The organism is Flavobacterium sp. GNP010 (genome assembly GCF_056428945.1).
This window is the reverse complement of the sequence record NZ_JBWJVK010000021.1, coordinates 40,300-62,214: the sequence shown is the minus strand read 5'-3', so window position 1 is coordinate 62,214 and position 21,915 is coordinate 40,300. Positions and strand designations below refer to the sequence as shown.

At 32.0% G+C, this 21,915-nt stretch carries 23 protein-coding genes, 1 other RNA gene and 1 pseudogene; 13 read left to right on the top strand and 12 right to left on the bottom strand.

Features of this window, described 5'->3' with window-relative positions:
- Nucleotides 1-5: 5 nt before the first annotated feature.
- Nucleotides 6-422: a DUF8439 domain-containing protein gene (locus AC061C_RS10420; RefSeq protein ID WP_478291121.1), complete on the bottom strand. Its 417-nt coding sequence runs from the start codon at nt 420-422 to the stop codon at nt 6-8.
- Between AC061C_RS10420 and AC061C_RS10415 the strand changes: the two genes are divergently transcribed.
- A complete protein-coding gene (locus AC061C_RS10415) occupies nt 409-561 on the top strand; it encodes a hypothetical protein (RefSeq protein WP_478291120.1) in 153 nt (50 codons plus the stop codon). The genes AC061C_RS10420 and AC061C_RS10415 overlap by 14 nt on opposite strands.
- Before the next feature lie 97 nt (nt 562-658).
- Here the strand turns inward: AC061C_RS10415 and dnaX are convergent, their stop codons facing one another.
- Nucleotides 659-1,744, bottom strand: a complete 1,086-nt coding sequence (dnaX, locus tag AC061C_RS10410) for a DNA polymerase III subunit gamma/tau (RefSeq protein WP_478291119.1) — start codon at nt 1,742-1,744, stop codon at nt 659-661.
- A gap of 297 nt (nt 1,745-2,041) precedes the next feature.
- Nucleotides 2,042-2,341, bottom strand: coding sequence for a hypothetical protein (locus tag AC061C_RS10405; protein WP_309759011.1), 300 nt, complete (start codon nt 2,339-2,341; stop codon nt 2,042-2,044).
- 117 nt (nt 2,342-2,458) lie between these two features.
- Here AC061C_RS10405 and rnpB point away from each other — a divergent pair.
- The 3 genes from rnpB (at nt 2,459) to AC061C_RS10390 (ending at nt 4,524) form a co-directional block, all read left to right on the top strand.
- Nucleotides 2,459-2,816: RNase P RNA component class A (gene rnpB, locus AC061C_RS10400), an RNA gene on the top strand.
- Nucleotides 2,817-2,942: 126 nt separating this feature from the next.
- Nucleotides 2,943-3,866, top strand: a complete 924-nt coding sequence (locus tag AC061C_RS10395; protein ID WP_478291118.1) for a ketopantoate reductase family protein — start codon at nt 2,943-2,945, stop codon at nt 3,864-3,866.
- 100 nt (nt 3,867-3,966) lie between these two features.
- A complete protein-coding gene (locus AC061C_RS10390; protein WP_478291117.1) occupies nt 3,967-4,524 on the top strand; it encodes a hypothetical protein in 558 nt (185 codons plus the stop codon).
- A gap of 75 nt (nt 4,525-4,599) precedes the next feature.
- Here AC061C_RS10390 and AC061C_RS10385 read toward each other — a convergent pair whose 3' ends face one another.
- Nucleotides 4,600-5,196, bottom strand: a complete 597-nt coding sequence (locus AC061C_RS10385; protein WP_478291116.1) for an RsmD family RNA methyltransferase — start codon at nt 5,194-5,196, stop codon at nt 4,600-4,602.
- Nucleotides 5,193-5,999 (bottom strand): DUF3822 family protein, encoded by an 807-nt coding sequence (locus tag AC061C_RS10380; protein ID WP_478291115.1) that lies wholly within the window; start codon nt 5,997-5,999, stop codon nt 5,193-5,195. Before AC061C_RS10380 ends, AC061C_RS10385 begins: the two co-directional genes overlap by 4 nt.
- A 216-nt stretch (nt 6,000-6,215) precedes the next feature.
- Between AC061C_RS10380 and AC061C_RS10375 the strand changes: the two genes are divergently transcribed.
- The 4 genes and pseudogenes from AC061C_RS10375 to kdsB all read left to right on the top strand — a co-directional run bounded on the left by AC061C_RS10375 (nt 6,216) and on the right by kdsB (nt 9,791).
- Nucleotides 6,216-7,637, top strand: a complete 1,422-nt coding sequence (locus AC061C_RS10375) for an ATP-dependent DNA helicase (protein WP_478291114.1) — start codon at nt 6,216-6,218, stop codon at nt 7,635-7,637.
- A gap of 218 nt (nt 7,638-7,855) precedes the next feature.
- Nucleotides 7,856-8,041: pseudogene (locus AC061C_RS10370) on the top strand (4,5-DOPA-extradiol-dioxygenase); the annotation flags it as partial.
- A 94-nt stretch (nt 8,042-8,135) separates the two neighbouring features.
- A complete protein-coding gene (locus AC061C_RS10365; RefSeq protein ID WP_478291113.1) occupies nt 8,136-8,918 on the top strand; it encodes a hypothetical protein in 783 nt (260 codons plus the stop codon).
- Nucleotides 8,919-9,065: 147 nt separating this feature from the next.
- Nucleotides 9,066-9,791 (top strand): 3-deoxy-manno-octulosonate cytidylyltransferase, encoded by a 726-nt coding sequence (gene kdsB, locus AC061C_RS10360; protein WP_478291112.1) that lies wholly within the window; start codon nt 9,066-9,068, stop codon nt 9,789-9,791.
- Here kdsB and AC061C_RS10355 read toward each other — a convergent pair whose 3' ends face one another.
- Nucleotides 9,792-10,502 carry a potassium channel family protein gene (locus tag AC061C_RS10355; RefSeq protein WP_478291111.1) on the bottom strand — a complete coding sequence of 237 codons (711 nt, stop codon included), beginning with the start codon at nt 10,500-10,502 and terminating at the stop codon, nt 9,792-9,794. It abuts the gene before it with no gap.
- A gap of 101 nt (nt 10,503-10,603) precedes the next feature.
- Complete coding sequence (locus AC061C_RS10350; RefSeq protein WP_478291110.1) at nt 10,604-11,269, bottom strand: spermidine synthase; 666 nt, start codon at nt 11,267-11,269, stop codon at nt 10,604-10,606.
- Nucleotides 11,270-11,329: 60 nt separating this feature from the next.
- On the opposite strand from AC061C_RS10350, the gene AC061C_RS10345 reads away from it, so the two are divergent.
- The gene (locus tag AC061C_RS10345; protein ID WP_478291109.1) at nt 11,330-11,890 is read left to right on the top strand and encodes a 1-acyl-sn-glycerol-3-phosphate acyltransferase; all 561 of its coding nucleotides are present in this window, start codon (nt 11,330-11,332) and stop codon (nt 11,888-11,890) included.
- 241 nt (nt 11,891-12,131) lie between these two features.
- On the opposite strand, the gene AC061C_RS10340 is transcribed toward AC061C_RS10345, so the two are convergent.
- Nucleotides 12,132-12,608: a helix-turn-helix transcriptional regulator gene (locus AC061C_RS10340; RefSeq protein WP_478291108.1), complete on the bottom strand. Its 477-nt coding sequence runs from the start codon at nt 12,606-12,608 to the stop codon at nt 12,132-12,134.
- A gap of 311 nt (nt 12,609-12,919) precedes the next feature.
- On the opposite strand from AC061C_RS10340, the gene AC061C_RS10335 reads away from it, so the two are divergent.
- The 4 genes from AC061C_RS10335 to AC061C_RS10320 all read left to right on the top strand — a co-directional run bounded on the left by AC061C_RS10335 (nt 12,920) and on the right by AC061C_RS10320 (nt 17,836).
- Entirely contained in the window at nt 12,920-14,074 is a 1,155-nt protein-coding gene (locus tag AC061C_RS10335; RefSeq protein ID WP_478291107.1) for a M14 family metallopeptidase, read from the top strand.
- Between the two features lie 76 nt (nt 14,075-14,150).
- Entirely contained in the window at nt 14,151-14,630 is a 480-nt protein-coding gene (locus AC061C_RS10330; RefSeq protein ID WP_114755272.1) for an Lrp/AsnC family transcriptional regulator, read from the top strand.
- Between the two features lie 92 nt (nt 14,631-14,722).
- On the top strand, nt 14,723-17,308 hold the full coding sequence (locus AC061C_RS10325; RefSeq protein ID WP_478291106.1) for a phosphoenolpyruvate carboxylase: 2,586 nt from the start codon (nt 14,723-14,725) through the stop codon (nt 17,306-17,308).
- Between the two features lie 12 nt (nt 17,309-17,320).
- Nucleotides 17,321-17,836 (top strand): DinB family protein, encoded by a 516-nt coding sequence (locus AC061C_RS10320; RefSeq protein ID WP_309755703.1) that lies wholly within the window; start codon nt 17,321-17,323, stop codon nt 17,834-17,836.
- Nucleotides 17,837-17,839: 3 nt separating this feature from the next.
- Here the strand turns inward: AC061C_RS10320 and AC061C_RS10315 are convergent, their stop codons facing one another.
- From AC061C_RS10315 to AC061C_RS10300, 4 genes are all read right to left on the bottom strand, one after another.
- Complete coding sequence (locus AC061C_RS10315; RefSeq protein WP_478291105.1) at nt 17,840-18,313, bottom strand: DNA-deoxyinosine glycosylase; 474 nt, start codon at nt 18,311-18,313, stop codon at nt 17,840-17,842.
- 9 nt (nt 18,314-18,322) lie between these two features.
- The gene (recQ, locus tag AC061C_RS10310; RefSeq protein WP_478291104.1) at nt 18,323-20,434 is read right to left on the bottom strand and encodes a DNA helicase RecQ; all 2,112 of its coding nucleotides are present in this window, start codon (nt 20,432-20,434) and stop codon (nt 18,323-18,325) included.
- A 78-nt stretch (nt 20,435-20,512) separates the two neighbouring features.
- Entirely contained in the window at nt 20,513-20,911 is a 399-nt protein-coding gene (locus AC061C_RS10305; protein WP_478291103.1) for a DNA primase, read from the bottom strand.
- 10 nt (nt 20,912-20,921) lie between these two features.
- On the bottom strand, nt 20,922-21,893 hold the full coding sequence (locus AC061C_RS10300) for a deoxyhypusine synthase family protein (RefSeq protein ID WP_309755696.1): 972 nt from the start codon (nt 21,891-21,893) through the stop codon (nt 20,922-20,924).
- Nucleotides 21,894-21,915 lie beyond the last annotated feature (22 nt).

The following is a 21,915-nucleotide window of genomic DNA, read 5'->3' as shown; positions in this document are numbered from 1 at the left end:
ATAAATTAGGCATCTAAATCTAATCCAAATGTTGATCGTAAAAGTTCAATATTTGGATTTATTTCATGTAGTCTGTTGTATCGATCCTGGTCGTTAAAGCTTCTTTTACTTTCAATACTTTCATTCACAATAACTTCAATTGTGATATCATGATTGTGCAAATGCCCTTTTAAATGTCCTAAAAGTCCATTTAATTCTTTTTCGAAATCTAGTTTAGAACCTTCATTTGGCAATTCAATAGTGATGGAAGTTCCGTTTAATTTAGGGTCGTTAATAAGCAATAACGACTCCATAATTTTGTACCCTTTATCTCCTAAACGTTGCGCATATTTGTTCCAATGCAATAACATTTGAGTTTCTGTAAACGACTCTGTTGGTAAGTGAGCCACTTCTTTAACAATCCCTTTGGTGCTTTCTTCCAATGCTTTTTTGGCACGAATGCTGGCTAATGAAAAAGCAGAAACCTTTGGTTCATTAGATTGTGGAATATCAATTTTAATCGCGGGAGTAGGAGCTGGTATTGTAGGAGCAACAACTATAACTTCTGGTTCTTTTTCTTGAGTTGCTGCCGCAATTGGATTAATTGTAGAGCTTTCTATTTTAACTTTTGGACTTTCAACGATAGAGTAATCGCTCTTTTTAAAGTAAGTAGGAGGAATTATAAATTGGTCAACTTTTTTTTTTCTCCATCAAAAGTGATAGAGGCAAGTTGCATCAGGCAAAGTTCAACAAGAAGTCGCTGGTTTTGGCTCACTTTGTATTTCAAATCACAATCATTTGCCATTTCAATTCCTTTTAAAAGAAAGTCTTGACTGCATTTTTGTGCTTGCAGGCCATACATTTTTTGTGCTTGTTCTCCTACTTCTAATAAAGATAAAGTTGCAGGTGTTTTTGAAACTAATAAATCTCTAAAATGAGAAGCTAAACCAGACACAAAATGGTGTGCATCAAAACCTTTAGACAGAATTTCGTTGAAAGACATCAATAAATCTGGGATTTTGTTTTCCAAGATTAAATCGGTGATGTTGATATAGGTTTCATAATCCAACACATTCAAATTCTCCGTAACGGCTTGACGTGTTAAATCTTTTCCACAAAAAGAAACTACTCGGTCAAAAATTGACAAAGCATCACGCATGGCACCATCTGCTTTTTGAGCAATAATATGCAAAGCGTCATCTTCAAAAACTACACCTTGACTGGTAGCTACTTCCGCAAGATGTTCTTTAGCATCTTTTACGGTAATTCTCTTGAAATCAAATATCTGACAACGAGAAAGTATCGTTGGAATAATTTTATGTTTTTCGGTCGTAGCCAAAATAAAAATGGCATGTTTGGGTGGTTCTTCTAATGTTTTCAAGAAAGCATTGAATGCTGCCGAAGACAACATGTGAACCTCATCAATAATGTAAACTTTATATTGTCCCGTTTGTGGCGGAATTCGAACTTGGTCAATTAGATTTCGAATATCATCAACGGAGTTGTTGGATGCGGCATCTAATTCGAAAACATTAAAAGCAAAATCTTCATTAGGATCATCATATCCAGGCTGGTTTATTTTTCGAGCCAAAATACGGGCGCAGGTTGTTTTTCCAACACCACGTGGTCCTGTAAATAACAATGCTGAAGCTAAGTGATTGCTTTCTATGGCATTCAATAAAGTATTGGTAATGGCTTTTTGTCCTACAACATCTTTAAATGTTTGAGGACGGTATTTACGAGCCGATACAACAAATTGTTCCATAGAAATTTTATTCGAAAGCAAATATAGGTTTTAATTTAAAGATGCAAAAATTTAAGGATTGAAAGATTTTATAATTTTCAGAATGGTTTTTGTTTCCCAAATACCCTAGCTCAGATTACTTCACAGTACCATAATTTTATTGGAGTTCAGTGAACTCGTTTGCAGTGAAAATCCTTATGCGCCGGTCCCGAAACCTCGGGATAGCGAATAAGATTGAAACGAATAGCTGGATTAAACTCCTAATTAAAAGGGATGTTTTGCATGTTTATTTGCACTATTTTAAAGTGATAGAAACAATTAAGAATTTCTATCTTTTATAGTGAGATCGATTAAAACTCTTGCGGCACCGTTTTCGGAATTTGCTGCATATCCCGCTACAAACACACCTTTTTTACCCGAAGTTGATTTGATGCCATAAACAGTTGCTTCATCATCTGGATTACTATCGCCTTCGTATCGATAAATATGTTGAATTTCATAATGGCTTGGATTTTTTACAATATCGTCCTCATGAATATTAAAATCATAGGTAAATCCCATCTCATTCAAATCGTCTAAGGCTTTAGAAACGGTGGCATAGTGATACATATTTGACATAATAGAGATTTTTTAGTTATTTACTAAAGGTAACTGTTTTATTATGAATTGATTGTAAAAGGCTTGTTAAAGTAAGTAACAGTAAACAAAAAAAAGGATTAAATAGTGTAAATTTGTCGCGCAGGCCGCCTTATCGCTTAATGTTGAACTTGTTTCAACACCTGATTTCAGGTTCCGAATCGAGTTCGGAATAAAGAGGAAAGTCCGGACACCAAAGGGAAGCATAGCGGGTAACACCCGTCGGTTCCGATTTATCGGGATTAGGACAAGTGCAACAGAAAGTATGTACAGGTAATGCTGTAGTGAAACCAGGTAAACTCTATGCGGTGAAATATCAAGTATATCAGCATTTAAGGGCGTCTCGTTCGTTGCTGAAGGGTAGATAGCTTGAGTCACGCAGTAATGTGTGATCTAGATAAATGATAAGGCTCCGATTTTTCGGGGACAGAATCCGGCTTATAGGTCTGCATTTTTTTATTAAAAGTTTAATAAAATTAAAGATTGTGAAATCTAACATAGAACCATTAAGAAATTTAGTTTCATTAAGTACCAAGGCTTAATTTTCTAATTTTCTTGATGGTTTTGTTTTTAAATTAGTTGTATGAAAACAAGAATTGGGATTTTAGGATTGGGTGGAGTAGGTGGTTATTTTGGAGGATTATTAGCTAAAGCTTATTTTGAATCAGATGCAATCGAAATCGTTTTTATTGCACGTGGCGAAACCCAAAAAGCAATAGCCAAAAATGGATTGAAAATTATAGCTGATACTACTGAAATAGTTGCTTTTCCTAGTTTAGTTTCGAATGTTCCTAAAGAAATAGGCAAACTTGATTATCTTATTTGCGCCACTAAAACCTATGATATTGAAACCAGTTTAGAATCTATAAAAAATTGTATTACTCCAAACACGATACTCTTACCTTTATATAATGGTGTTGATGCCACGGAGCGAATACAAAAGTTGTTTTCTGAAAATACTGTTTTGCAAGGTTGTGTGTATATTGTTGCAATGATTGAGTCACCGGGTATTATCAAAAAAATAGGTGTGTATGAAAAACTATTTTTTGGTTCTAAAAATGCTCCGGTTTCCAAATTAAATGTATTGCAATCCATCTTTGAAAATGCCAATATCGAAAGTTACCTTGTGGAAAATATCGAAGAAACGGTTTGGGAAAAGTTTATTTTTATTTCAGCATTAGCTTCAGCTACTACCTATTTGAATGTAAACATAGGCGAGATTTTAAACAACCCTGAAAACAAAGCCATTTATAGGTCACTGTTAAACGAAATTACTGCTGTCGCTAATGCAAAAGGGGTTACGTTGCCAGATGATATTGTTGCTCAAACGGTTATTAAACTCGAAAAAACTCCAAAAGACGCGACTTCATCGATGCACAGAGATTTATTGGCTGGTAGAAATACTGAAGTAGTTTCCTTGACAAAATATGTGGTGGATCAAGCAGTAAAATTTGGGGTTGCAACGCCTATTTACCAAATGGTATTAGAGAAGTTAGCGACAAATTGAATTTGTTTTTTAAATAAAATTCTTATAAATTAAAATTTAGTTTAATGTTTGCGTCCGATATTATATAAATGATTTATCGAGAACTTAATAATAACTATATATGCAATTATCGGTACCTAAAAATGGTAAAGCAGCTTTTGTAGCTCTTTTTATTTTAATGACAATGTCACATTCTAATGCACAAGAAAAACCTGCTGTAGAAAAAAGCCAATTTAAAATTAACGCACTTCTTCCCGGATTTGTTTACGAACATGGTATAAGTGATAAAAATACACTTTACTCAGAATTGAGTTTAGGTTTTGGATATACATCGAATAGTTTTGGGAATACCTGGACCTTTTATCCTTACATTAATGAGCAGTTTCGTCATTATTATAATTTAGAGAAAAGGGCAGAAAAGGGTAAAGTCACTTCTCATAATTCAGGCGGTTTTGTAGCTATGGCCGCTTTTTATAATTTCAAATCAATTTCTACTAATGATAACTTTTTACCTCAAAATGCATCGATTACTGTAGCTCCGGTTTGGGGTTTTCAACGAACGTATAAAGGGAATTTTAACCTTGATTTGAATATGGGTGTTGGTTATAATTTTGACAAAAATGACAGTGAATTAGTTCCAGTTTTAAACTTTACTTTGGGTTGGGTAATTGGTAAATAGTTATTTTAAATGGTTATTAAAAACAGAAAAGCCCTTGCAATTTCAAGAGCTTTTCTGTTTTATATACTATCTAAATTATTCTTCTTCACCTTCGTTTTGGTCGGATTCATTTTCAGAATCTTCTTTATCACCAGAACCAATTTCGAAAAAACTAAAAATAGAACCTCCGTAACTTTTCTGAAACGAAAAGTGAATCATATGATCTAGTTTGGTATATTTAGAATGTTCGATGACCATCATTCCCTCTTCATTAAGCAGTTCTTTTTCGAAAACTAATAAGATAATTTTTTCGAACGTTTTTTGGTCCAAAGCATAAGGCGGATCTGCAAAAATAATGTCATAAGACGTTTTACATCTTTCTAAATAGGTGAAAACATCACTTTTTGTAGCGGCAATATTAAAATCATATTCGGTTGCCACTTGCTTGATGAATTTTACACAACCAAAATCACCATCAACAGAAGTGATTGGCGTACTTCCCCTTGAGGCAAATTCGTAACTGATATTTCCTGTTCCGGCAAATAAATCTAATATTTTAAGTCCTTCAAAACTGAAATGGTTGTTCAAAACATTGAATAATGCTTCTTTAGACATATCGGTTGTGGGACGAACAGGCAATCCTTTTGGTGGAAAAATGCGTCTTCCTTTGTATTTTCCTGAAATGATTCTCATGAGTTGAAAAGTATAAAATGATTTCTGTTTTCGGCCTCAGAAAAATAATTGTTCCATCGCAAATCTTCCACATCAATGAGGGAAACGTTGCGAATGTATTGGTAAGCGATTTTGAAATAATCGCTTTCGGTATCAATATTTCCGATTAGTTCCAATGGGAAGTTTTCGGGATTTAAGTTCAATTGTTCAGCCGTAAATAAAATATAATACAAGAAATCTTCTGGCGTTTTGTAGTCAAAAGAATTGAAAAGAATTAGTTTTTGGTTCTGAACTACAATGATTTCAAAATGCCCTGTATTAATATGTACAAACATTTTTTTATCATCCTTATTTTTGGAGGCAATCAAAAGTTTAGAAACTAAAATACTATTGGCATGTTTGTAATCGAAAGTTCCAAATTGGTCAATAAAAAAATTATTGATATTTACATAGGGAATGTAAACTGCATTCATTTGATAGTTTGGAATTTCATCAAAAGCGAAAAAATCAGTTTCAAAAACTTTAGTATTGTATTGCAAATAACTGCCTAAAAAGTTCTCATCAAATAATGGTTCTGGAACAAAAGTAGAAAGATTGTTGTTGTGTATCACCAGAATTTCATCATAAGAATCCTTTAATTCCGGATGATTAATGAAAGCATTAGCAAACAAATCTTCAATTTTTGTGGCTTTATGAAAGGTATCAAAATGCACTTCATTAAAGGAAGTTACCGTATTATTTAGCGTATCAAAACAACAAAAAGAAAGTCCAGTCAAGGAAACTTGAATGGAAAGTTTTTTATATTTTTTTTCGGCAATGTCCATAATACTATTGATTTTTTCAACAACGCAAACTTACAAATTTAAAAATCAATAACAATATCAATTGCAATGGCAAAAATCAATTACAAAACTCAATTGCAATGACAAGAGCAATAGCAATGACAATAGCAAAATTCAATGGCAGTAATTGAAAATTGAAATTGCTATTGACATTGAAATTGAAAAAACATTCTTTACTTTGCAGTCAAATAACACGAAATGAATTCCTCCCTGTTTTATAGTCTTTTACAAAAAAAATTCCCTTTTCAGCCCACCTATAAACAAGATATTTTTTTTCAAAAAATTGCTATTTTTTTAACCGAAACAGACAATAAAACGATCTTTGTATTAAAAGGATATGCGGGTACGGGAAAAACAACCGTGATATCTACTATTGTAAACAGTTTATTAGACATCAATAAAAAATATGTTTTGCTCGCGCCAACCGGTCGTGCGGCAAAAGTAATTGCCAATTATTCGAACAAACCTGCTTTTACAATTCATAAAAAAATCTACTTTCCCAAGAAGTCTGCGGGTGGTGGCGTTTCGTTTACGTTACAACAAAACAAACACAAGAACACCATATTTATAGTCGATGAAGCCTCTATGATTTCAGATACGAATTCTGATTCTAAGTTGTATGAAAATGGCTCCTTATTAGATGATCTGATTTCGTATGTTTATTCAGGTACTAATTGCAAAATGATTTTATTAGGCGATACGGCTCAGTTGCCTCCCGTAAATTTAGACATAAGTCCTGCATTAGATATTCAAACTTTAGGAATGAATTATGATAAGGAAGTAGAACATATTGAGTTGGATGAAGTCATGCGTCAGGAAGAAAATTCCGGAATTTTGCATAACGCAACGGAACTTCGGGAGTTATTAAAAGATTCTTTTATCGATGAATTCAAATTTGATGTCAAAAAATTCAAGGATATTGTTCGGTTGACCGATGGGTACGATATACAAGATGCCATCAATTCTGCCTACAGTAATTATAGTATAGAAGACACCGCTTTTATTGTTCGTTCCAATAAAAGAGCTAATCAATATAATGAGCAAATCAGAACCAAAATCCTCGATAAAGAAAGTGAACTTTCCACAGGCGATTTTCTGATGGTGGTTAAGAACAATTATTTTTGGTTGAAAGATTCGGATGAAGCGGGTTTTATTGCCAATGGTGATATCATCGAAATATTGGAAATTTTCAATATCAAAGAATTGTATGGTTTTAAGTTTGCCAAAGTAAAAATTAGAATGATCGATTATCCTAATCAGATTCCATTTGAAACAGTATTGTTAATGGACACCATAAAAAGCGAGTCGCCATCTTTAACTTTCGAAGAATCCAACCGATTGTATCAGGAAGTACTGAAAGATTATGAAGGCGAAACTAAATTTCAAAAATTCCAGAAAGTGAAAGCCAACGAATATTTCAATGGTTTGCAAGTGAAATTCTCGTATGCAATTACGTGCCATAAATCACAAGGTGGTCAGTGGAATACAGTTTTTATAGAACAACCGTATTTGCCTGATGGCATTAATAGGGATTATATTCGGTGGTTGTATACTGCAATGACACGAGCAAAAAATAAATTATATTTAATAGGTTTTAAGGATGAGAATTTTGTAGAATGATTATTTTAAAATTAAACCATTAAGAAAATTAAGGTTCATTAAGTGACAATTCCAAAATCTTAATCTTCTTAAATCTCTTAATGGTTTAAAAAACATTTAAATATATTGTTTATGAATACTTTAAACGACTTACATAAAATTTCAGGCTCTTTTTCGAATACCCAAAAAATGCCGGTTTTGTTTTTAGGACATGTAAGCCCATTGAATGCGGTTGAATAAATTTTCAACCATTGATTGATTTTGAGAAACAAAGCAAGGCGTTTCAATTAGCAATTCCTACGCCAGAACATTATTTACCTTTACTATATACTTTGGGATTAAAGGGAAAACAAGAAGAACTCAGTTTGTTTAATGATAAGTTATTGGCAGGTTCATTGAGTATGACTTCGGTTAAGATAATGTAGAAAATTGTATATAAATAATTCGGAGATTAATTTATTATTTCAGAATCATTAAAATTAGTATCATTTTTACTAAAAAAAAATAGAAAATAATATTATGAAAAATGAATACAAAAAGTTTCTTGATAATTTTTTTTCAACTTTACTTGACTACAAACATACCACTAATAGATTAAACAAAATTCTGATTTTAGATTGTCAAAAATACACAGAAGAAGAAGCATCATATATTTCTACTTCTTCATTATTTTTGAGCGATTGGACAGGTGAAACGGATAATGGCTGGGCATTGCCTTTTCATTCTGGCATATCTAAAGAAACTTTAAAAGAAAACTATAAAAATGAAATTTTCAATATTTTATCAAGAGAATTTTGTCTGATTTATTCTCAATCTTATGAAGCTCTTGAAAAATATTTTAAAGACTGTGTTTTATATAAAACAGAGTGTGACTTAGAATTTCAAGAAATAATTAAGAGAAAATTTAGTATTGAAGGAAAAATTAAAAGAGAGGATATAAAAGGAGGAGCAAACCTTTATAAATTAGTAAAAAGGATAGGAAATACTTCTCTACAGAATTTTTCAAAAAATAATAATGTAAATATAAAATTTGGTGAATTAATAAACATTTTATCTGAAGTAAGACATTCAATAGTTCATTCAAAATCTATAATTGATAAAACTAAAATTAAAAAAACGAATTATCACTTTGAAATTTTCAAATATTTATTTAATTATTGTGAGATAAATAATGAACAAATTAAAATTGAACTTGATATTAAAAAATTCGAACATCTAAACGGTGTATTAGTTGAGTTTGCATATCAAATTTATAAAGCTATATCAATAGAAGAAAGCCTAATTTGGAATTACGAAAATTAAGATAAATAATTTTTGAGTTTTTAATTTTTATAATTTAAATTCAGCTTTATTTTATTAAAATAATCCTTTATCATTAAAATTTAATTCTTCAGAAAATCCGTTTAACTTTGTGTCTTAGCATCATCTTGACAAAAATATAAAAAAGTAATGAAAATAATAGCAGTCATTCCCGCACGTTACGCTTCTACACGATTTCCCGCAAAACTGATGCAGGATTTGGGAGGCAAAACGGTCATTTTAAGAACCTATGAAGCAGCCATAAACACGCAATTGTTTGATGATGTTTTTGTGGTAACAGATTCTGATTTAATTTATGACGAAATCGTTTCTCACGATGGAAAAGCCATTAAAAGCATCAAAGAACATGAATCTGGAAGTGATAGAATCGCGGAAGCAGTCGAAAATCTAGACGTTGACATTGTGGTTAATGTGCAAGGAGACGAACCATTTATTGATGCGGAACCGTTGGCAAAAGTCATTGAAGTTTTTAGAAATGATTTGGATAAAAAAGTAGATTTAGCTTCGTTGATGCGCGAAATTACAAATGAAGAAGACATAAATAACCCGAATAATGTAAAAGTGGTTGTGGATCAAAATGGATTTGCATTGTACTTTTCGCGTTCGGTAATTCCGTATCCAAGAGAAAAAAATGTGGGCGTTCGGTACATGCAACACATCGGGATTTATGCGTTTAGAAAACAAGCCTTATTGGATTTTTATAGTTTACTAATGCAATCTTTGGAAGCATCCGAAAAATTGGAACAATTGCGTTATTTGGAATTTGGAAAACGAATTAGAATGGTCGAAACGACACATGTTGGAATAGGAATAGACACGCCGGAAGACTTAGAAAAAGCGAGAAAAATGCTGTAATTACTCTAGATTTTCGTGATCGAAATAGCCTTTTGTTTTTACTTTAGTGGAAAAGAAATTCAAGAAAAGCACAATGAAAAACAGAAACAGTAAGGCTTGTGTTGTAACTAGAAATTTCCCGATTGTGGTAATGGGAAAATAATCTCCATAACCAATAGAAGAGGATGTTACAATACTGAAATAAATAGCATCAAACCAATGAAAGAAAGGTCTGTTTAAGTATCGATCAATAGAATAAAATACGGCATACGCGAATGCGATCTCTAAATAATTAAAGAAAAGCAACAACATAGACCTTTTGTACGAACGTGGTTTTGAAAATAAATCAGAGGCAAAAATTAACGTTGGAATATAAAAAACAGTTTCTAAAAATAGATAAACAAGAATCCAAATAATCCATTGATGGCTTTGCCAATGATTTACTAAAATCACTATTGGAAAAACCACTTTTAATAGGACATAGAAATCCAAAGCTAAATCTTGATATTCGACTCCTTTTTTGCTGGCCCAATATTTTATGTATATTCCTGGAAAAAGTAATTGAGACGAAGCTAATACTAACCGAACGATTTTTTCAATTCCATTATCTTCCTGATGATCGTTATTCCAAATGGATTGAATATTCTGAATCCGTTTTTGAATAGGATTAAATTTAGGTTGAAAACCCTTTGACGTTTTTCCAAGAAGCAATTTTTTTAAAATTTTTTTCATTCCAACAGAGAATTAAATAATTATAGGAGTGTGCAAAATAATGGTGTCGATGTAAGACTATTGAATTGTAAAGTTTCAAGAAGACCATTTACAGTTTACATTTAATTTAATTTTTCGATTACAATCAATTCATTATGAATTTCAACTCTCGGAATGGTTTTTATTTGAAATTCATTTTTGAAAAACTCAGAGACGTATTTTTTATTTCGCAAATTTTGACTGTCATTTAATAGCATCGTATTAAAAAGAACAAAACCACGACTTTTTAAAAGAGAGCAAACCCTATTGGTAAAAAAAGTTTCAAATAAAAAATTAGGCATTGTTGTATCTTGAAAAATATCAATAATAATTAAATCGTATTTGGCTTTAGTTTTTAAAACAAATTCAAAAGCATCATCAATTACAATAGTAAGATTTTTTATTTCGTCTAATTTAAAATAGGTATTTGCAATATTTATAATTTCGGGATCAATTTCAATTCCAGTGATACTTCCTTTAAATTTTATTTCGTCAACCAATGTTTTGATAACACTTCCGCCACCAACTCCCAAAATAAGAATTTGATTCATGACGGCTATTTTTTCGTATCCAATATTTTTTAACCCCAATCTTAAAATACGTTGTAAACTACCATACGAATAATTAGCATTTTCCGAGTCTAAAACTAATTCACCATTTTCCCAAGTCACTTCTAGCGATTTACTCAATACTGATTTTGTTTCGTAAATTTTTATCGGAAGGAGATAGCTAAATATTTTTTTAATCATTATTGGCAGTTTATCCAAAAATAAGATTTAAATCTTTTATTTTGCAGTAAATAAAAAAGAATGAAGAAACAATTTTACGAATGGATATTTTTTAGACTCATGGGCTGGAAAATTATTGGTGGTATTGATCCAAATATAAAAAAGTGTGTTATGATGGTGATGCCACACACCAGTGCCCATGATTTTTACTTGGGGATTTTTACAAGGGGAATAACGAGATTAGAAATGAACTGGGTTGGTAAGAAAGAATTATTTCGTTTTCCATTTGGTTTTTATTTTAGATATATGGGCGGTGAACCATTGGATCGTTCTGGAGGTTTAAACAAAGTCGATTCTATTGCAGCGATTTTTGACAGGAAGGAAATTTTTCGTTTGGCAGTTGCTCCAGAAGGAACCCGAAAAAAAGTTACCGAATTGAAAACAGGATTTTATTATATCGCTTTAAAAGCAAATGTTCCTATAATCCCTGTCGCATTTGATTTTGGTAAGAAAGAAGTTAATCTTGGAATGCCAGTTTTACCTTCTGGAACTATAGAAAGTGACATTGCAATTTTAAAGAAACATTTTATAGGTGTTGAAGGTAAAATATCGGCAAAAGGATATTCAGTCAAAAAAAATTAAATTTGTTTAAAAAAAATCAAAACCAAAATTTTAAATTATTCGTAAATGTAAATAAGTCTTTAAAAAACATATTTACAAAAAAATATTTGCTTGCTCACTTTTTTTGATGGTACTGTTTACTCGAAGCAACGTGTAGAAGTAAATTAGTAATCTTGATTTTTTGTACTTAGATAACAGAATTACAATTTAGTTTTTTTTTTTGAATGACCCCAATTTGGAAATCTGAATTGGGGTTGTTTTTTTAATCGGGGACATAACTTTTAAAAGTTCCATTTTTATAAAAAATTACGATTTTGTCAATAGCAGCAGAATACGATTCTTTATCGTTAATTTGATTTTCTATTTTTTTTGTTTCCAATACTGGAATCGAATTTGGTATTTTTATTTCCGAAAATAAATTCTCAGTAATTATTTCAGTCGGTGGAGGGGTATAAATATTTTGTTTTACAATTTGCTCAACGCGACTTTCTTTTTTATCAAACTCTTCTGTGTTTTTTGGAAAGCTTCCTTTTCCATTCAAAATCCAATACAAATCTACATCTGGAAAAACATCCAGTATTTTAAGAATAAAATCCAAGCTTGGTTTATTTCGTCCAGAAAGGAGGTGAGACAAACTGGAGCGTTGTACCCCAATTTTATCTGCAAAAGCAGAAGCATTCAGGCTATAATAATCCAGAATAATTTCCAACCTTTTTATAAAATCCTCTGTGTTTACCATTGTAAATTGTTTTTTTAGAAAAAACTATTTACAAATGTAACTAAAAAGAACTGAAATACCAAAATCACAACTGTAAATAGAATTACGAGCGTAAAAAGATGTAACTTATCAGTTAAATAACAATACGCAAGTACTTGATAATATATTAATTAATTAATAAAAATTTAAATGAGACTAATTGTTTACTAAACAAAGTCAGATCCCTATTGAAGCTGCCTAAAGAGTGTTTACATTTATATAATTAGGTCACTTTTTAATGTTTACAAATGTAAATATAAAGATGTTTACTTTTGTAAATCAAATAAAGTAGCATGAATTTAGAAGAATTATTTCATCGGTATAAGGAACATTCAATACACGGACGATACATTACGTTAGACTCAATTGTTCCGATTTTAGAAAAATTAAATACGGCAAATCAGCTTAAAGTTATTGGGAAATCGGTTTTAGGGAAATCCATTTATTCCTACCAAATAGGGAAAGGAAAAACTAAAATATTTCTTTGGTCACAAATGCACGGTAATGAAGCTACCACTACAAAAGCCTTGTTTGATTTTTTGAATGTCTTGCATGGTGGTTCAGAAAGCGAGCAAAAATTCCTTGATGCATTTACCTTTTATTGTATTCCAATGCTAAACCCTGATGGAGCTGCTTTATACACTAGAGAAAATGCTAATAAAGTTGATTTGAATCGCGATTCACAAGTACTTACACAGCCAGAAAGTAAGCTTTTACGAGCTGTTTTTGAAGAGTTTAAACCTGATTATTGTTTTAACCTTCACGATCAGCGCACTATTTTTGGCGTAAGCGATACTGGAAAACCTGCAACGCTATCTTTTTTAGCGCCTTCATACAATGAGAATCGCGAAATTAACGACACTCGATTAAAAGCAATTCATCTTATTGCTGGTGTAAATGAAATACTTCAAGAATATTTACCAAATCAAATCGGACGTTTTGATGATTCCTTTAATCTCAATTGTATTGGTGATACGTTCCAGTATTTAGGAGTTCCAACTATTCTTATAGAAGCCGGACATTTTTCTTACGATTATGAACGTGAAGAAACGCGAAAATATGTTTTCATGGCTTTAATTTCTAGTTTTAACATGCTGAGCGAAAACGTTATAGTTAGCAACGGAATTAATAAATACTTGAATATTCCTCAAAATAAAGTCGTTTTTTATGATTTTATCTATAAAAACATCAAGATAAATTATGATGGTATTGAAATAATCACCAATTTTGCACTTCAGTATAAAGAAGAGTTAATTGATAATGATATTTTTTTTAATGCCTACATTTCTCAAATAGGAAATTTGGAAGGGTATTTCGGTCATTTTGAATACGATGCTAAAGAAGCAAGTTATAAAGATGATTTTAATAACATTCCTAAATTAAATCAAAAAGCAGATTTTTATTTAGATAATAACATAAAAATTGTTAACGGAATGATAAATATTTAATATTTATGTCTTTTTGTTGTTTTTATGTATATTTTTATACTTTGTTAAAGTAAATAATAATGATAATTAAAGAGTTATGAGTAAATTTCGTTTAGATGAAGTAGATCACCAGATTTTGGACATGTTGATAGACAATACAAGAGTTCCATTTACAGATATTGCAAAAAAATTACTTATATCTGCAGGAACTGTACATGTCAGAGTAAAGAAAATGGAAGATGCTGGCATCATCATGGGATCTTCATTAGTTCTTGATTATGATAAGTTAGGTTATTCGTTTATAGCGTATGTGGGTGTTTTTCTGAACAATACGTCGCAAACAAAATTTGTTTTAGAGCGAATTAATGAAATTCCATTCGTTACAGTAGCATCTGTTACCACAGGTAAATTCAATATTTTTTGTAAAATTAGAGCTAAAGATACCAAGCATGCTAAAGATGTTATCTTCATGATAGATGATATTGAGGGTGTTTATAGAACAGAAACAATGATCTCACTTGAGGAAAGCATTAATGATAAGAAGCGCTTGATGCATACTATTTTCAAAAATATGTAATTAATCTTGAATGCGCTATATTGTAAATAGAACCTCAAGTTAATTCTTGGGGTTTTTTTATGAACAATTAACTAAACCAACCACAACTAACCATGTACACACTACCTAAAATTGAACGATTTAATCAAGATGTTCTTTCAAAATACCATATTTACAACAGTGTATTTATAACGTTACCATTTGATTCTATTGATAGTACGGGTGTTTTACTTCCGTTGTTTACAGATGTTTGTGAAATTGGTTTTAAAAAGCAAGAAACACCAAAGGAGATTGTAGATTTTTTTGCCAAAAGGTATTTGCAAAACGCTTCCGAAACGGATAAAATAGATCTGATGTTTCGATTTATTCAGTACATAGAACGTCAAATTGTTTTATTTGATGCTATCGAAGATGCTGCTTTTCCTGTTGTAAACAATATGGAAGGAATAGGGTCTTTGCGAGACATTAAGGAGAAGGCAGATGCAAAAGACAATGAAGAGGAGCTTATAGATTTTCTAGAAAATTTTAATGTTAGGACCGTATTAACGGCACATCCTACGCAGTTTTATCCTGGAGCAGTTCTTGGTATTATTAATGATTTGACGAATGCAATTCGGAAAAATAACTTACTCGACATCAAGCAATTGTTGGCTCAATTAGGGAAAACGCCATTTATTAAAAATGAAAAGCCAAATCCTTACGATGAAGCAGTTAGTTTAATTTGGTACCTTGAAAATGTATTTTATCAAACTTCTGGAGAGATGGTTCATTATTTGCAAAAAAACCTTTTCAAAGGAAATTCTATCCAAAACCCCTTGATTAAACTTGGTTTTTGGCCTGGTGGTGATCGGGACGGTAATCCATTTGTGACTACTGAAATTACTTTAAAAGTTGCAGACCGTTTGAGAACCTCAATCTTGAAGTGTTATTATATTGAAATTAGAAATTTAAAAAGAAAGTTAACTTTCTCAGGGGTAGATACTTTAATAACAGAACTGGAACAAAAGCTTTATAGATCTGTTTTCTATTCAAAAGGAGAAATTTTCATTGTTCTCGAGGACTTTAAATCTCAATTAAATAAAATAAAGCAGATTATTATTGATCAACATCAATCTTTGTATTTGGATGAACTGGATGCATTATTGATAAAAGTGAATCTATTTGGGCTTCATTTTGCTTCATTAGACATTCGTCAAAATAGTAAAATACACGATTTAGTCTTCAAAGATGTAGTGGGATTGTATTCTAATTCCAATACTTTAGTTTTTCCTAAGAATTATTATGAGCTTTCTGAAGCTGATAAATTTACCATATTATCAAAAGTTAAAGGTAATATCGACCCGTCTGTTTTTGATAATGAAATGACACGATCTACCTTAGAATCTATTCAAACTATTAAAGAAATTCAGGCGAATAATGGCGAATTTGGTGCAAATCGCTATATTATAAGCAACAACGACAGTGCATTGAATGTTATGGAAATCTTTGCATTGTTCCGCCTGAGTAACTGGGAAAATCCTACGGTGGATATTATTCCGTTATTTGAATCTGTTGATGATTTGCAAAATGCACATGAAATGATGGAGAAGTTATATTCTAATCCTGTTTATGCAGAACATTTAGCTCGCCGAAACAACAAACAAACCATTATGCTTGGCTTTTCTGACGGAACAAAAGACGGCGGTTATTTAATGGCAAATTGGAGTATTTATAAAGCCAAAGAGGCGTTGACAGCTATTTCTAGAAAGTTTGGCATTAAAGCGATTTTCTTTGATGGTCGAGGCGGACCGCCAGCTCGTGGTGGAGGAAAAACGCACAAATTCTATGCTTCATTAGGTCCAAATATTGAAAACAACGAAATCCAGATAACAGTTCAAGGGCAAACAATTAGTTCTAATTTTGGAACTTTGGATTCTTGTCGATACAATTTAGAAAATTTATTGAGTGCTGGTGTGACTAATCAAGTTTTTAGTAAAGGACAAAATGAATTATCTGCGCATGAAAAAGATATTTTAGATCAATTAGCTGGTTTAGGCTATGAAAAGTATTTGAGTTTTAAAAATCATCCCAAATTCATTCCTTATTTGGAGCAAATGAGTACTTTGAAATATTATGCGAAAACAAATATTGGAAGTCGACCTTCTAAAAGGAGTAAATCGGAGCATTTAGATTTTGCCGATTTACGTGCGATACCTTTTGTGGGTTCTTGGAGTCAGTTAAAGCAAAATGTTCCTGGTTTTTTTGGAGTAGGAACCGCGCTAAAATATTTTGAGGAAACCAATCAATGGGATAAAGTACAAGATTTGTATGATGATTCCCTGTTCTTTAAAACCTTGCTAGAAAACAGTATGATGTCATTGGCTAAATCATTTTTCCCTCTAACGGCTTACATGAAAAAAGATCCTCAGTTTGGAGCATTTTGGCAAATTATTTATGATGAATTTTTAGAAACAAAACGATTGCTTTTAAAAATTGCAGGTCACAAAGAATTAATGGAAAATTATCCAGATGGTAAAGCATCTATACAAGTTAGAGAACGTATAGTGTTGCCATTGTTAACAATACAACAATATGCTTTGTTACGAATTAACGAATTGAATAAAGCGGAAATGCCCGATGAAGCATTGATTAAAGTATACGAAAAAATAGTAACGCGTTCGCTTTTTGGGAATACAAACGCCAGTAGAAACTCAGCTTAAATAACAGATAATATGAATTCAACACATTTACCTACTTCAGAATATGCTCCCTTTTATGCGCCTTATTTAAACGCGCTTGGAGCTGTTAATTTGATTGAAGAATTAGAAATTTCGCTTCATGATTTCATTCGTTTTGTGCAAAACATTCCAATGGATAAATTTGATTACAGATATGCTGAAGGCAAGTGGAACATCAAAGAAATCATCCAGCATGTGATAGATACAGAACGAATTTTTGGTTATCGAGCCTTGCGAATTTCCAGAAACGATCAAACCCCATTGCCAGGTTTTGATGAGAATTACTATGTAAATAATACCGAAGCAACAGCTAGAAGTATTCAAGATTTATTAGCTGAATTTTCTGCGGTGCGTCATTCGAATTTGTTTCTTTTTAAAAGTTTTTCAGAAGATCAATTAAAAAGAATGGGAATTGCCTCAAATGTAGGTGTTTCAGTTCGAGCAATAGGTTTTATTATGATTGGACATCAAAAACACCATCTGAATATTTTTCAAGAAAGATATTTATAGTTTTTAAAAACAAGTTGACCACAATTTGAGCTTGTTTTCAAAACTCATTGTATTAGCAGGACTAGTGGAGGGCATCACATGATAGGTGATGCCTTTTATTTGTCCAAATTTTTTACAAAAGTATTTATGACTTTCCTTACCATTAAAGACAATTGTTTTGATATTGGGGAACAGTCTAAATAAAGATTCAAAATCATTTTCCTTTTGGTTTTTGATATGAATGTCTAAACTTCCTTGTCTCTCGCAATTCTCTAAAACATCCCAAAGTCCAATTTTATTCGCTTGGAGTACCTGTATTTTTTCTTCGAATATTTCAGATATTGGCATAGCGTTCAGAATCGTGTACAGTATTCTCCAAAAATGATTTCTTTTGTGTGCATAATACTCCTGTTTTTCAAGCGAAGCAATACCTGGCATTGTGCCCAAAATCAAAATTTCGGTTTGTGAATCAACATATGGTTGAAAAGATTGAATCATAGCGTAGGTTTAATGTACAGCATTCTCTTTTTCTAATATTGCTAATGCCAATCGGATTTTTCCATAATCTATTTTTTCTTCAAAATAATCAAAATAGGGTTTTAAAGCATTTGGTGATTCCAGTTTTATTTGAGCATCGGCAATTTGCGAAACTTCTTCTTTTGAGATAAACGAATCCAAATCTATTTCTGCTCCGTCAACATACAGTTTAGCTAAATGGGACATAATAGTACTTAATCCTAATTTTCTTTTTTGAGCGATCTCCTCAACAGTCAATCCGTTTTTATAAAGTTCCAATGTTTCTTTGTAGGTTGTGGCTTCTTTTTTCTTTTTAGTACCTTTTGCTTTCTGGAAATCTTGAATAACTTTTATAAAAGCATCGCCATATTTTTCTAGTTTTGCTTTACCAACACCATCAATTGCTAGTAATTCGGTGTCGCTCATTGGTCTTTCAGTTTCCATTTGGCGCAAAGCCGCATCACTAAAAATTACATAAGCAGGAACGGATTCTTCTTTGGAAATTTCATAACGTAATTTTCGTAAGGTTTTAAAAAGTGAATTAGCTACTGTTTTGCTTTTCGTTTCTGTGATTTCTTGCTTCTCAGTATTGATTTTCTGAACCGTTGTCAGTTGTACTTTTTCACCTTCAAATAAAACTTTTTTAGCTAAACTAGTAAGCCGAATTTTATTTTGTTTATGAAAAGCAATCTCACAGTAGCCAAGATTTATCAATTGTATCAAATATTGATTCCAATCGTACCATGAAAAATCAATACCTACACCATAAGTTTTTAGGTTTTGGTATTCTTTTTCATAAATATAAGCGTTTTTAGAACCGCGCAAAAAGTCTATAATTACAGGCAGTGGTTCGGTTTCTTGTAATCTAATAATTGCCGATAATGCTTTTTGAGCAAGTATGGTTCCATCGAAAAATAGTGGTGGATTTTTACAAATATCGCAATTTCCACAATTCTCTGTAACGAGTTCACCAAAATAGGAGAGCAATATTTTTCTGCGACAGCTTAACGCATCGGCATATTGTTTCATTCGTTCTAGTTTGGCCAGTTGCACTTCTGCGTTTAAACCTTGAGAGGCAAATTTTTGCAGTTGAATCACATCGCCATAACTTTCGAATAATACGGTTTCTGATGGCAAACCATCGCGACCAGCGCGACCAATTTCCTGATAATACCCTTCTATGTTTTTTGGTAAATTATAGTGAATTACCCAACGAACATTAGATTTGTCAATACCCATTCCAAAAGCTATGGTTGCACAAACCACTTTACAATCATCGTTGATAAATTCATCTTGTGTTTTCGAGCGAATTGCATTATCTAAACCAGCGTGATAAGCTTTTGCACTTACACCTAACTTTTGTAGTTTTTCAGCAAGTTCTTCCGTTGTTTTTCTGCTGAGACAATAAATGATTCCTGATTCATTTGGTTTCTCTTGGATGAAATCTATAATTTGTTTGACTCTTTCTAAAGCGGGACGCACCTCTAAGCTTAAATTTTTTCGATCAAAAGAAGCGACAAATAGTTTCGGATTTTTTAAGTTTAATTGTTGGCTAATGTCCTTACGAGTAGCTTTATCGGCAGTGGCAGTTAAAGCTAAAATTGGAGTAGAAGGGAAGCGATTTTTTAGATATCCAAGATTTGTGTAAGCTGGCCGAAAATCATGTCCCCAAGATGAAATGCAATGCGCTTCATCAATAGCAATAAGACTTATGTTTAAACTATTGAAAATATTGTCCAAAAAAGACAAGCTTTCAGGAGCAATGTAAACCAGCTTAATAACGTTTGATTTCAAGCTTTCTATATAAAATTGTCTTTCGTCTTCGGTTTGGCTACTATTGATAAAACAGGCTTCAATTCCATTCGCTTTTAGCCCATCAACTTGATCTTTCATCAAGGCAATTAGTGGCGAGATTACGATCGTAATTCCCGGAAATAGTAATGCGGGTAATTGAAAACAAATTGATTTACCACCACCCGTTGGCATTATAGCTAATGTATCTTGTCCTGAAAGTATGCAATTTATAATATCTTCTTGATTGGGCCGGAATTTTTCAAAGCCGAAGTTCTCTTTTAATTTGGCGTGTAAAATTTCTTGAGTCATTTTGGCAACTATTTTAGTTCTAAAGGAAAAAAAAAGGAACTCGTGATTGAGTTCCTTTTAGGTATTTTTTGAGTTTAATTAATCCTCATCTTCGTCATCATCATCATCAGAATAATCCTTTTCATCAGAATCCTCATCTTCATCATCTCCTAAATCTGAATCTGGTTTGTCATTATCCTCCTCGTCATCATCATCAATATCATCGTCTAAGTCAAGTCCTTTTATAGGCTCAACAACATCATCAATGATTATTTCATCATCCTCATCATAATTTTCAATTCTGTCAGCCAGTTTTGTGCTCACTTTTACTAAATAAATAGTGTCTTCAGTTCGTACTTCAACTGCTTCAATCAATTCATTTTTAGCATTTCTAAAACTAATAATATTTGAATCATCATAACCATCTGGAAATTTGTCAACCAAAAGATTTAAAATTGCATTGGTAAGTTTTGCGTAATCAACAATTACTCTTTTCATAAAAAATATTCTATAGATCTAATAAATAAGCGAAAATCAAAGGCGCTACAATAGTAGCATCAGATTCAATAATAAATTTTGGTGTTTTTATATCTAATTTACCCCAAGTAATTTTTTCATTTGGCACTGCTCCAGAATAGGAACCGTAACTAGTTGTTGAATCAGAAATTTGACAGAAATAACTCCAAAAAGGTACATCGTGCATTTCCATATCTTGGTACAACATAGGCACTACGCAAATTGGGAAATCTCCAGCTATTCCGCCACCAATTTGAAAGAAACCGATACCGTTTGAACTATTTTTTGGATACCAATCTGATAAGAAAACCATATATTCAATACCGGATTTCATCGTAGAAGCTTTTAAATCTCCTTTGATTACATACGATGCAAATATATTTCCCATGGTACTATCTTCCCAACCCGGTACAATAATAGGTAAATTTTTCTCTGCAGCAGCATACATCCAACTGTCTTTTAAGTCTATTTCATAGTACTCTTCTAAAACTCCAGAAAGTAACATTTTGTACATGAATTCATGTGGGAAATAGCGTTCTCCTTTATCATCAGCATCTTTCCAAATTTTGTAAATGTGTTTTTGTAAACGTCTAAAAGCTTCATGTTCTGGTATACAAGTATCAGTAACACGATTCAAACCTCTTTCTAGTAAATCCCATTCGTCTTGAGGAGTTAAATCACGATAATTTGGAACTCTTTCATAATGAGAGTGAGCTACAAGATTCATAATGTCTTCTTCAAGATTGGCACCTGTACAAGAAATAATATGCACTTTATCTTGACGAATAATTTCGGAAAATATTTTTCCAATCTCGGCAGTACTCATAGCACCAGCCATGCTCACCATCATTTTTGCACCATTTGCTAATTGTTGTTCGTATGCCTTAGCTGCGTCAACTAAAGATGCAGAATTAAAATGCAAGTAATGCTTTTCAATAAACTGACTGATTGGTCCTTTGCTCATTTTCTAAAAATTTAAATACTTA